Consider the following 12,943-nt stretch of genomic DNA (forward strand, 5'->3'; position numbering starts at 1 on the left):
TTGGAAGTTGTTCCTTCAGTATTGGCGTAATGGTGTGGTCGAAGAAAACTACCCTTTGTAGTAAAGTTTCATTGCATTATCGTAATATCGCTGGTTGCAATGTATTGTTGTCTTGTGTAATCGCCAAGCAGCTATCTTTGGGTCGCGCTTAGAGAATACAGAAGCGATCGCACTTGAGTTCTCCATCGGCATAAAACTCAAGAATTGGGAAAGCCTGCGACAACGAAGAGATTTCCTGCATAAATGGCAAGGCTATGGGTGATAAGTAGTATAGGCTACCAACTGCAAGCAGGACACTTAACCTGAATGGCACTGACTTAAGCAAAAAGTAGTCGTTCTTTGGACAAAACCCAGATTGGGGGGTCTCCCCCCAAACCCCCCGCTGGGGGACGGAGTGCCTACCTAGAGACCCCCTGCACAAGGGTTGGTTGGTGAGTGAGGAAAGTTCTTAAGTCAGTGACATTCCACTTATACCTAACGGTTCATAGTTCATAGAGTCAAGCCATGAGCAATGAACTATCAACCCTGAACATCTTGTCCCGGCTTAAACGGGTAGCCGTAGTACAGCTCCGTAGCAAAAGCTGACTTTGACAAGATAGTCCATAAAGCCAATTACCAACGAAAGCCTGAAAGCGGCTTTTCTCCCCTCTCCTTTCATTGTTTAGAAAAATTTCACTCTAGTTGTTAGATTGCATCTACCTAGGGGAATACTGAAACTAGTTGCTAGGTGTATTTTATGCGGCGTCTTAATAATCGTGCCTTCGACATCCTTCTCAAAGAACTAGATAGTTGCTCCACCAATGATCAGCTCAGTCAAGCCGAAAAGAAGATTGTTCTGAAACGTTTACAACAGCTGCGACAGCAAGACGGCTCACCCGCGTCTTTAGAAGAGATACGCGAGGCGATTGTCGATTTATTTCCTCACTTCAATGAAAAGGTACTTAAACAAGCGGCAAAAGCCAATCAACCGCCTGGTCTGTTCAGCAAACTAAAATGGACAGCTATCTTTTTAGCGGGTTCTGCTGGAGTGGTTTGGGTGGCGAATTTACCCTACCCCATGATTCGCTGGCCTGTTGCTAGAACGGCACCCATACTGCTACTACCTAGCTACATGAGTATGGATTATCACTATCGTCAGGCGATCGCTCAAGTTGAGCAAGCCGATCAGTTAGTCAACCATGCCACCAGCCCCGCTGATTTTGAGTTAGGCGCGAAAAAAGTTAAAGCCGCACAAAAGCACCTGGATGCTCTACCCGTGTGGTTTTTAGGCTACTGGCCTCGATATACCTTTTGGTTTGGGTGGCAATTTACTCTTGATGAATTTAAAACAGCTCGTGCCACAGTAGGGCGCATGGATGCCCAACTATTCCAAGAAAAAAATGCTCAGACTCAGTTAATTCAAGCAGAGCAAGCCCTCAACACAGCCAAACAGCAATACCAAAAGGCACAGACAATCGCAGAAAAACAGCAAGCCAATGCTTCTTGGCAAGCTGCCCTCGACAAATTAGAGCAAATTCCCCCGGAAACTCTGGCCGGTAAACAAGCAAAAACCAGACTCAAAGCCGATGCGCGTGATTTTGACAAGGTGGGGGGTAGTACCTTAATCGCAGCTGCCCAGGAATTTGCCCTACAAGCTGAGAAAGTTGGAGAAAATCCCAACCTTGAGTGGGAGCAAGTCCAAGCCCTGTGGCAAGAAGCAATTAACCGACTCAAGCAAGTTTCCTTGCAAGACCCTAGTTATGGGGAAGCACAAAAGTTACTTGCCGAGTATCAAACTAATTTAGGTCTTGCGCAAGCAAAACGCAAAGCACCCGATAGTTCTAACAGTGATAAGTTAATCACAGCTGCCAAGCAATTTGCCTTCGCTGCCGCTAAAGCGGGGCTAAATCCTCCCCATACGGCTTCAGAGTGGCAACAAGTCATCCAGTTATGGCAACAAGCCATTGATCAACTGCAAAAGATTCAAGTCCAAGACTCTACCTATGTAGAAGCCCAAAAACTACTGGCAACCTACCAAACCAATCTGGGCACTATCCAAACACGAATGCAAGCTGAGCAAGATGCTGTAAATGCCCTTCAAGCTGCCAAGCAGGCAATTCAGCAATTTACAGCCTCCCCGCCCTCGGATCTAAACCAGTGGAATAGCCAGCTACAGGGCATTATTAATCAACTAGAAACGGTCAAAGCTGGGACAACATCCTATCAAGAAGCCCAACAACTGCGACAATTTGCGCAGAAAAGGGTTAAGCAATAACTTTAAACCTTCCGAATAACAAGTCAAAGCTAAAACCCCTATACTTTCCACCTATTAAAAAGAGGGAGTATGGGGGTTTGCAGCCTCAACTCGGTGCTTGACGCCTAGCCAAGTTCATTACTTTATACAAATAACCCTTGCAACTTAGCAGGGAACTATCCCTTTGTTTTGTACGATAAGTTGATAGAGCAGGTTAAGGGAATCTGCCTGACCCAGGGCAATGCCCTAAGGATAACTATGCTTAAAAATACACTAGGCGGCGCGCTCGCTGTTCGCACTCTCTCAAGACGACCCGATTGACTACAAGTGAGCCGGTCATTAGGGAAAACCTGGCAACCCAGATAATCGGTGCCGTGTAACCTCAATAATGCCTGGATACAGCCCAAAACCTATTGATGAATATTACGACTTCCGTGCTGGCTAGCTTACTACAAGCCATGCCCCAACTGCGGCAACAAGTATATTTCAAGTCTTCTTTGACTGCACTCTCCCATGCTATGGAAGATCAGGTCTTGGCGGGTTCAGATCAGCCGTTGATCATTGCTAATTTTCAACGAGAGCGATTCTACCGTCAGGAAGCACACCGATACCGACGAATTGCCAAACGGACATCTCAGTTGTATGTCCTAGCTGCACCGGAAACAGACTTTAAAAATAGCTCGGAGGTTCACGAAACTGTAGCCTTAGCTCCAGAAGATGACCTGAGTCAAGAGTGGCATTTAGTGGTGATTGGGCAGCATTACGCGAATTGCTTGATTTGTCGGGAGCGACTGACACCCGTCGCTGACAGTACCAATTCAGAGATGGACACATCGCGGCGCTTTGAGGGCATCTGGACGTTTGAGCGAAACGTCAGCAAGAAAGCGGCTGAGTTACTCTTGAATTGCATTGAGGTTTACCGACCTGAACTGGCGGCAAAGATAGCAGAGGCGAAATCCCGGTATTTAGGAGATTCTGCCCTGGCTGACACGTCAATATCGTTTCTCCCAGAGTCTCTCAATCCAGACCCCTTTGTTCATCGCCTGGTGACTTACTTGCAGGCGGGTCAGTACAAATTGCTCAAAGCCTATCGCTCAATCTCGGCTCAGGAACAGAAAGAGCGGCTGGTCAACTCGATTACAGCGGCGATTCGGCGCAGTCTTAACCCCAATGAAATTCTTGAAGTCGCTGTGCAAGAGTTGGGGCAAGCCATCGGGTCTTGTCGCTGTGTGATTTACTGCTGCAAGGCAACAGATGCTGCCACCACCATTAGCCATGAGTTCTTAAAGCCGACAGAGCAGGGTGAGGTAAAGCTTGCTCCTACACAGGGACAGAGTTGGCCCTTACAAGATAATGGCCTATTTCAGGAGGTTGTACAGCATCAAGAACCTGTTTATGTAGAAAACACGCAAGACGATCCTCGCCTTAACGGTAGGAAAGACTCACGACAACCACAGGCTGAACGCAGAACGGCAAAGTCTAAAGGGAATGCTCGCAATTCGCGAACCACCCCTTTAAAAAATCTCATCCAGCAGTTTTCGATTCGCTCTGTGCTAATGGTGCCGATGTTGTATCAGGGTCAGTTGTTGGGGATGGTAGAGTTACACCATTGTGGAGAACAGCCTTATCGATGGAAAGAGGATGAACTGGCACTCGTGGAAGCGATCGCAACTCAAGTCGGTGTTGCCCTGATTCAAGCCCAAGCTTACGCCAATTTGGAAGATTTGAACCAGCAGTTAGAAGCGCTTGACCGGACTCGTAGCAACTTAGTCGCTATCACCGGTCACGAACTACGCACCCCCCTGTCCACTATACAGGTCTGCCTAGAAAGTCTCGCCAGTGAACCTGATATGTCCCCTGAGTTGCGTCAGATTATGCTCAATACTGCTCTGACCGACGCCGAACGAATGCGGAAACTCATTCAAGATTTCCTCACCCTCTCACGCTTAGAAAGTGGTCGCGTGCAATGGCATCCAGAACCTCTATCCTTGCAAGAATGTGTTGAGCTTGCCCTCAGTCATATCCGTGCTCGTCGGTCTGAGAGTGAGCTACCGCAAATCACAATCCAAGTGCCAGAAGACCTCCCCCTAGTTCGTGCAGATGGTGAGTGGCTCGTAGAAGCCCTAGCTAAACTACTAGATAATGCCTGTAAATTTACCACCCCTCAGGGGCAAGTCATGATTAGAACCCAGAGTAACGGGAGTTCCATGCTAGAAGTCACAGTAGCCGATACGGGACGTGGCATCGAACCTAACCGTCTGGAAGATGTCTTCGATCGCTTCTATCAGGAAGAAGGTGCCCTACGACGAACAGCTGGCGGCACAGGTCTTGGATTAGCAATTTGTCGTCAAATTGTCAAGGGTTGGGGCGGTGAAATTTGGGCAGACTCAGCAGGCAAAGACCAGGGAAGTCAATTTCACTTCACTGTGCCGATTAGCAGTCGTCCCCCAGAAACGAAGAGAGCAACAGATGGTGGACAACCCTCAAAACGTGAAATCAAGTGAGCCAGGATTAGAGGTTATAGCAGCGGATTTGGTATCAGATAGAAACAGAAATTAATTCGGTGTCTTGACACAGGAGTACAACTTCCTGTGTCATCTTTGCACTGCGTCTTTGTTAACTAAACCTGAAATCAGAAGACGAGCGCTTTGGTAAGCAGATAGTGAATTGGGTACCCTTCTCTTCCTTGCTTTCCACAGCGACTTTACCACCATGCAGATCAACACACGCTTTGACGATCGCCAAGCCTAAGCCAGTTCCAGGAATCGTTCCCACATTACTACCACGACTGAACGATTGGAATAATTGAGATTGCTCCTGGGCGGGTATACCGATGCCTTCATCTTTCACCTCAATCACAACATGGGTCTCGTTCCCAGTCAGATGAACTTCAATCTCGCCGCCATCAGTTGAGTATTTGATCGCATTTGACAGCAGATTGACCAGAATCAGCCGCAGCAGTTGCTGATCGCCCCAAAATCCTTTGGTATTTCCTGTAATTTTGAAGATCAATTCGTGGCGATCGCTAATAGTCTGTCGCTGTTCCTCAATCAGATCTGAGATAAATTGCAATAGCTCAAAAGGCATGGGTGCAAAGTTCGCCTTGCCTGCTTCAAATGTCTCAATCACTAGCAAATCATCGACCAGTTGAGTCATTTGTCTGGCTTTGACCTCAATCATCTGCAAGAACTGCTGCTGCTGAGATTCGGGCAGTTTATTGCTATGCAATTTCAATGTCGAGGCAGCTGCCAAAATCGCAGCTAGAGGACTTCGATATTCGTGGGAGACTGTTGTCACCAGTTGGGAGCGAACGCCATTGAGTTGCTTCTCGGTCTCTAAAGCCTCAATCGCTTGAGTCAGTTGCTCAGACTGTTGAACAGCGATTGCCAACTGACTTGCTAAATCCTTAAGAAAACTGACCTCATCTGTCTGCCACTGCCGTTTGCTGGAATTTTGGCAGACAACTAGCAAACCCCAAACGTCAGGAGTCGGATGTTGGGAGTCGGGGGTGGATGATTGGATCAGGATGGGAGTCAGTAGATAGGTCTCTTTTTTCCGGTTTTGTGAAACAAGAATCGTTGCTTCACCTGTCTCATGAGTGGCGGCTGTTTGCCTACTATTCAAGGTAGACGGGTAATTTTCGGTTAAAAATGACAAAAACTGCGGGATTGGCTCGTGACCCTCACCACTCAAGCCTGTTTGACAACGCTTGGTTAGAGTTGGGGCAACCGCTTCACGACCGAGATCCGTATTGTGAGTTGGGGTGACCTGGTACACCACCACACGATCGCATTCTAATAAGTGTTGCACTTCTGTGACAGCCGTTTGCAGAATTTGCTCCAAATCCAGCGATCGATGAAGGCGGAGGGCAACTTCTGCCGTTAAGTGCCGCCCCTGTTGCTGGCTGAACTGATGTTGCAGATGGGATTTTTGGATGACGTTGCGAACAGTGAGTTGCAGAACATCGGGCTCTAAATCTTGCTTGATCAGATAATCCTGAACACCTCGCTTCATGGCCTGCACAGCCACCCGCTCATCACCCTGTCCAGTCAGCATAATCACGGGAAGGAAAGTGTCCGACTGCTGCTTGAGTTCATCTAAGAACTCAAGCCCAGTCATATCTGGCAAGTGAAAGTCAAGCAAAATGGCATCACAATGCTGGTTCTGACAGAGTGCCAACCCCACCTCTGCCGAGCCTGCCTCGATAAACTGGTAAGACTGATCCGGATCGCTGGAAAGATACTCGCGGTAAACTTCTCGATCTTCCTGACAGTCATCAGTAATTAAAAGGGTCCAAACAGTTGACATAGAAGGAAACTGTTATAGGCTTCTTCCACCTTAAGGATGCCACAAATTACACAATTGCAAAGGAAATCTAAAGAAAATTAAAAACCTCATAATCATTGCTTAACTTCCATTGCGCCCGTTCGTCGGAGGAATGTTGGTTTGTAGCCAATAATCTACAAATGCCTGAACGGTTCTCTCCAGTTCATCTGAATCCACAGGCTTGATCAAATAGCCATTTGCCCCATTCTGGTAGCAGAATTCAACATCCTTGGGATTGGAGGAAGTCGTAAAGACGACAATCGGTATTTCCTTTAAACTCTGGTCTTGCTTAAGCTGTTCTAGCACCTCACGACCATCCATGCCGGGTAAGTTCAGGTCAAGCAAAATCACTGAGGGACGAGACGAAGAATGCTGCTCGCTACACTCTCCATCTTGGTAAACAAAATCTAAAACCTTATCTCCATTTGTGCAGCGATGGATTGGATTTTGCACCTTCATCTGCTGCATCAGCAGATGAAGTACCTCAAAATCCTCATCGCTGTCTTCAGCAACTAGCAAGGGGTTAAATGATTGCGTCATCACTTTGTATTGCTAAACACTAATTTTATTTCAATATATTAAGATATATTTAACTATATTGCAAAAACTTAACATAATCAAGGGTATGAGGTGAGGCTTTACACACCACAGAACTTACGCAAAAACGCTCTGTTTCCTATTATTTCTCAGTGTTCTCTGAGTCCTCAGTGGTTCTTTTTTCCGGATTGTGCGTAAGACCGGACAGGATTGCCAACGGTGGTTTACAGTTCAGCCATGTCATTCATACGTTGCCTGCACTGGCAGTCTAAAAATTTAATCTTTTCGTTACAAACTTCCTGTAAGCTAATTTTTAGCAAGATTTTGTTTACATTCATACATTTGCAAGGTTGACCTGTCCTATGCCATTTACGATTGATTCAGCTAGAGGGATCTTCCCTGGTACTTTGTCTGCCGATGCCGTTCCAGCGACGATCGCCCGGTTCAATCAACTTAGCGTCGAAGATCAACTAGCTTTAATTTGGTTTGCCTACCTTGAAATGGGTAAAACTATCACAATTGCCGCACCGGGAGCAGCCAGCATGGTGCTGGCAGAGGGAACCTTAAATCAAATCCGCCAGATGTCTGCCCTAGAGCAATCGCAGGCGATGTGCGACTTAGCAAACCGAGCAGATACTCCAATTTGCCGGGCTTATGCCACCTGGAGCGCCAATATTAAGCTGGGGTTTTGGTATCAGCTTGGGCAATGGATGGATCAGGGAATTGTGGCACCGATTCCAGAAGGATATAAGCTCTCTGCCAATGCCTCGGCTGTACTGCAAGCAATTCGAGAGCTTGATCCAGGACAGCAAATCACCGTGTTACGAAATGCAGTTGTGGATATGGGGTATGATTCCGGCAAACTGGGCACTTACACGCCAGTTTCCGAGCCAGTTGCTCCACCCAAGGAGATTGCTCAACGCTCACAGGTGCAGATTCAAGGCGTGACCAACCCGACTGTCCTCAGTTACATGAACAACCTGAACGCCAATGACTTTGATGCACTCATTCAACTTTTTACACCGGATGGTGCGCTGCAACCTCCCTTCCAAAAACCGATCGTCGGTAAAGATGCTGTCCTGCGGTTTTTCAGAGAAGATTGCCAGAATCTTAAGTTGATGCCAGAGCAGGGAGTCTGTGAACCCACGGAAGATGGGTACACCCAGATCAAAGTCACCGGCAAAGTGCAAACTCCGTGGTTTGGTGCCAATGTGGGTATGAATATGGCTTGGCGATTCTTGCTTGATCCTCAAGACAAAATTTACTTTGTGGCGATCGACTTACTGGCTTCTCCTAAGGAGTTGTTAAATCTGGCTCGTTAGAAGTAGAAACGATGAGCAATTAATTCGATCTCTATCAAAAAGCGCTCTTTTGGAGAGCGCTTTTTAATCAGATAAGTGTTGGAGCAAGAGTTTATAGCGTTTCTCGGATTCATGAGGTACATACTATCTCACTGTCTCTTTTTACACAGGAGAAGAGAAAAAAGTTACTATCTCTCACCAGTATGAGAATTGCTATATAGACGAGCAATAAACAAACAATGCAAACTTTTACCTCACAGCAGCTTACTCTCAAAAGTGAGAACTTGAGCGGGTTGCTTTTGGCGATTACCATTCTAAGTCTTTGGGTGATTAGCTTAGTTGGGTTGCTCTGGGCTCCGCTCTCAACGGTTTCGTTGGGTTGGATTATTTTGGCTGTTTTAGGACGTACTTTTTTACAGACAGGATTATTTGTGATTGCCCATGATGCCATGCATGTCAACTTAAGCCCGTACAACAAGCGACTCAATGACATCATGGGCACCGTCGCTGTCAGCCTTTATGCCTGCTTGCCCTATCAGCAGTGTTGTATCAATCACAGAAAACATCACCAACACCCAGCTCAAATCGGTGATCCAGACTTTCATGATGGCATCCACGATCATCCTGTGCTATGGTATCTGACGTTTCTTAAGTCTTATTTATCTGTTCGCTCTATAAGTCTCTTGTTACTCAAGGGATGCCTGCTTTTTTGGGGGTTAAGTCAACTTTTTCAGATGTCTGTGACGCACTTAATGCTGTTTTGGGGGTTGCCACTCATCTTAAGTTCCATTCAATTATTTTTCTTTGGCACTTATTTGCCCCACAGGCAGGAGTTTGCACCCTCCAACACGGCTCATCCTATGCAAAGTAGTCAATTGTTAGTCCTTTGGTCATTGCTCTCGTGCTATCACTTTGGTTTCTACCACTGGGAGCACCATCAGTACCCTAAAACGCCTTGGTACCGACTACCGACAACCTCCGTTTCTAAAAACCTTCTAGCAATGCAAAGGCACAAGAAAAAGTAAAAACTAAAAGATTAGGTTAGCCTATAGAATTAAGTGCCAGAAATTATTATAATGTTACAAAAAGTGAAATTACCCCAAGCAATACCTCCATAAAATTTTGACTTTGATGATGCAAGTTAGCAATACTGAATGGTCTACGACAGAGCAAACAGTCGCTAAAGCGGCTTTTGAGAAAGCTTATGAGAGAGAAATTAATGCCTTGATCGAGAAAGTTCGTCATCAGTCCAGTACGCTCACCACTCTTGAAGATTTGTGGCGTTTACACGACTTTTTGAGTGCTAAGCGACATGAAATCGATGGCAAGTACGATTACAGCTATCCAATGCTGCTATTTCTCTTTGCTGATTTGATTAAGGATGGATGGTTACATATCGACGAACTAAAAAGCCTGGATCAAGACAAACTTGCCAAGATAGCGGCTCTTACACGCCTATGAAATTCTAAGCTTTTACTGGCTCTCCCCCTTCTAGAGCGCCAGTCCATTACTCAATGTTGACAGACGTAACAGGATGTGAATACCTATAAACTTCTCGTTTAGGGCGAAGCATTCGGGTGATGAATTATCGCGAGCGCCTAAAATTTTCCGTCCGAATGCTTCGCCCCTACATACCTCATACTCTGCCGCTCTTGTCAAATACTTCTACTGGACTGGCGCTCTAGGTGCAGGGCTGGTTAGAGCAAACTTAACGCACTCAGAATTGAGCACTCTTCATTTCAAGGTGAAATAGAATGTTGAGCCTTCCCCGTAGATAGATTCCACCCAAATCTGACCACCGTGACGCTCAATGATTTTTTTGGCGATCGTCAATCCTGCCCCAGTCCCACCCCCATACAGATGTTGCTCGTGTAGCCGCTTAAACAACCGGAAGATGCTGTCGAGATGCCGTTCTCGAATGCCAATGCCGTTGTCGCGGACGTAGAAGGTGTAGGGCGTAGGGACGCGATATGCTGTGTCCGTACAGGCGTGGAATTTGGACGGAAGTTCTCTTTCTCCATTCCCTATTCCCCATTCCCTATTCCCTGCTATATAGCCAATCTCGACCCACCGTTCGGGCTTGTCGTTGTATTTGATAGCATTGCTGATCAGGTTGACGAGTACATCGTGAATCAATACAGGGTCACAGTTAACCGTAGGGAGTGGGCGTGGATGGCGAATCTCGGTTTGAAAGTCTGGACGGCTGATAGAAAGATCTTCCAGCACTTGGTGCAAAGATTGATTGAGATCGGTGGGTTGTAGATTGAGTTCAGCTTGTCCCAGCCGTGAGAATTTGAGCAGGGCATTGATTAACGCTTCCATGCGACGAGTTAGACGAATCAAGGTTTGGAGCCGAGATTGACCTACGTCGTCCAGTACCGCAGAGTACCCTTTCAGCAATAGATTTGAGTAGTTATGAATGCCCCGCAAAGGTTCTTTGAGATCATGGGAAGCGGCATAAGCAAAGGAATCTAGCTCCTGGTTGCTACGTTCTAGCTCTTGGTTGACTCTGGCTAACTCGTCGGCTTTTTTCAAAACAATTCCAACGATCGCATTCCTGAGATCCAGGGCATTCTCAAGTTCACAGGCTTTCCAGGGCAATGATGTAAACCGCACAATTTCCTGCCAGCGCTCAAACGATTTACGGGGGCAAAGCGTAACACAGCCATCGGCAGCAACGTTAAGGGATGTGTTTGGATCCCCTGCCCAGTTCACGGTTTGCAGCACTTCTGGACGAAACCAGAGAATGGTGTAGCGTCGAACTTTAGAAATCTGTAACAAAAGCAAGCCACTGGCACTATCCTTGAATGCCTCTGCCTCTGCGTAGAGCTTTGGCAATGAATCGGTGTGAAACAGAACAGGGTCACAGAAGGAAGACAGTGGGGGAGTGGGAGGGATAAAAGGTTGAGTCTCTATCCATTGCATGAGAGCACGAACTTGCTCAAGAGATGGGGTTGTGCCAACTAGGGTAATTTCATCCTCCAAACAAACAGCGGCTCCTTGGGCACTCACCAGATCCAACAGGCGAGGCGCGGGATTGACAAGGGCTTGTTTCAAGTCATCAATTTGGGAGATGGATTTGACAAATTCTGATTGCAGCGATCGCAACTTGACCCAGTAGTCCAGTTCTTCGGTGTTGACTTTATTCGCAAGCTCCGATGCAATCAATTGACCCAACAACTCACAAACTTCCCGAACTTCAAACGCGACGGGTTTGGGGGTTTGGTGATGGCAGGAAATGAGTCCCCAAAGCGTTTCGCCCTGGATCAGCGAGATGACCAACATTGCTGCCACGCCCATGTTGTGATGATATTCTACACAGCAAGGGTCAACACTCCGCAACACTGAGAGGTTGAGGTCAAGCGGCTGTTGCGTAATCGGATTCTCGGTGGGAATTAATGCAACAGATCGGGCACTTAAATCGGGAATGTAACGTATTAGGCCGCGTCGATATAACTCCCTAACGGGTTCTGGAATATCCGTTGCCGGATAGCGCAGTCCCAAGTAGGAGGGTAAGTCATCCCGATGAGCCTCTGCAACAACAGCACCGGCTCCCTGAGCATCAAACTGATAGATCATGACCCGCTCGAACCCGGTAATACGGCGAATTTCTGTGGCGGCTAATTGGAGAAAGTCAGTCAAATCGGGGACTCGTCGCAACTGAGCGATCGCCTGCTTAACTAGCGTATGCATCTGAACGTGACAAGCTTCTGGTGGAGAAGACGCCAGTTCTAATTCCAGAATGATCGTGGCTGCCGTTCGGTACAGGGTGCCGTTAAAGGTTTTTTCACCTCTGCAAACGCGAAGGGATGACTTGCTGAAACTACCGCAGTTCTCTAATGCTTGCTGAATGACTTCAAGTGATGCCGCATTCAGCAGTACCCCCAGCGGCTGACCCAGCAAATGTTGGGCTGAAATGCCGAGATAGTCCTGAGTATTAGCGCTGACTTGCAGGATGATTAGCTCAGGATCGCTTAACGCGAATAAAACACCATAGGGCTGAATCGAACTTGCGAAGTGTACTGGTTCGAGGGCAACTTCGCTGAGATGGTCTTTTGGGACGTTACTGGGTTCAAACCCACTCATGGCGAGACGATGGAGAGGCAATTTGATGAGCTCATAACCAATTGAAACAGAGGATGCGACAGATCTACAGATTGAAACCATTGCCTCCAGAAGGCTGGTGCAATTCAAAATCCAAAATGGTATCAGCCCTTGTGCTGTCAAAAGGGCTTCTATTGCAGTGTATCGAAAATTATTGCGATTAGTTAAGCAATACTGAAAAATCCTAAAGAAAACATTAAATTGTTAAGTAAATCTAAAGAATGGATAGATTCTCTGTATAAAAGAATCTAAAGAAAATATTAAATACACCACTTGATCAGGAGTATGGGCAATGGTGATTACCTCCTCAATGCTGTGTTTGACATGGGCTGTTATTGAAGAAACTTCGATTAATGACCTGTTGACTCTCTCAGATACGATGTTGATCAAGCTGCTCTTGCAGCAAGTCGCTCAAAAGATTTTGCTGAGTGGCGAAGAGGTT

Annotated in this window: 9 protein-coding genes; 6 read left to right on the forward strand and 3 right to left on the reverse strand. The window is 46.8% G+C overall.

The genetic code is table 11. The features are described 5' to 3' along the window. Positions 1-112 precede the first annotated feature (112 nt). The 3 genes from V6C93_RS18635 to V6C93_RS18645 all read left to right on the forward strand — a co-directional run bounded on the left by V6C93_RS18635 (position 113) and on the right by V6C93_RS18645 (position 4,737). Entirely contained in the window at positions 113-262 is a 150-nt protein-coding gene (locus V6C93_RS18635; protein ID WP_333478167.1) for a hypothetical protein, read from the forward strand. 474 nt (positions 263-736) lie between these two features. Further along, complete coding sequence (locus tag V6C93_RS18640; protein ID WP_333478168.1) at positions 737-2,254, forward strand: hypothetical protein; 1,518 nt, start codon at positions 737-739, stop codon at positions 2,252-2,254. Positions 2,255-2,649: 395 nt separating this feature from the next. Beyond that, positions 2,650-4,737 (forward strand): DICT sensory domain-containing protein, encoded by a 2,088-nt coding sequence (locus V6C93_RS18645; protein WP_333478169.1) that lies wholly within the window; start codon positions 2,650-2,652, stop codon positions 4,735-4,737. 112 nt (positions 4,738-4,849) lie between these two features. Here the strand turns inward: V6C93_RS18645 and V6C93_RS18650 are convergent, their stop codons facing one another. Next, positions 4,850-6,541, reverse strand: coding sequence for an ATP-binding protein (locus V6C93_RS18650; RefSeq protein ID WP_333478170.1), 1,692 nt, complete (start codon positions 6,539-6,541; stop codon positions 4,850-4,852). A 99-nt stretch (positions 6,542-6,640) separates the two neighbouring features. Beyond that, complete coding sequence (locus V6C93_RS18655; protein ID WP_333478171.1) at positions 6,641-7,099, reverse strand: response regulator; 459 nt, start codon at positions 7,097-7,099, stop codon at positions 6,641-6,643. 359 nt (positions 7,100-7,458) lie between these two features. Between V6C93_RS18655 and V6C93_RS18660 the strand changes: the two genes are divergently transcribed. From V6C93_RS18660 to V6C93_RS18670, 3 genes are all read left to right on the forward strand, one after another. Continuing rightward, a complete protein-coding gene (locus V6C93_RS18660; RefSeq protein ID WP_333478172.1) occupies positions 7,459-8,418 on the forward strand; it encodes an orange carotenoid-binding protein in 960 nt (319 codons plus the stop codon). A gap of 218 nt (positions 8,419-8,636) precedes the next feature. Then, the gene (locus V6C93_RS18665) at positions 8,637-9,422 is read left to right on the forward strand and encodes a fatty acid desaturase (protein WP_333478173.1); all 786 of its coding nucleotides are present in this window, start codon (positions 8,637-8,639) and stop codon (positions 9,420-9,422) included. Positions 9,423-9,531: 109 nt separating this feature from the next. Continuing rightward, a complete protein-coding gene (locus V6C93_RS18670) occupies positions 9,532-9,858 on the forward strand; it encodes a hypothetical protein (RefSeq protein ID WP_349262760.1) in 327 nt (108 codons plus the stop codon). Between the two features lie 273 nt (positions 9,859-10,131). Here the strand turns inward: V6C93_RS18670 and V6C93_RS18675 are convergent, their stop codons facing one another. After that, on the reverse strand, positions 10,132-12,483 hold the full coding sequence (locus V6C93_RS18675) for an ATP-binding protein (RefSeq protein ID WP_349262761.1): 2,352 nt from the start codon (positions 12,481-12,483) through the stop codon (positions 10,132-10,134). Between the last annotated feature and the right edge of the window lie 460 nt (positions 12,484-12,943).

The organism is Allocoleopsis sp. (genome assembly GCF_036703385.1).
Taxonomy (GTDB): domain Bacteria; phylum Cyanobacteriota; class Cyanobacteriia; order Cyanobacteriales; family Coleofasciculaceae; genus Allocoleopsis.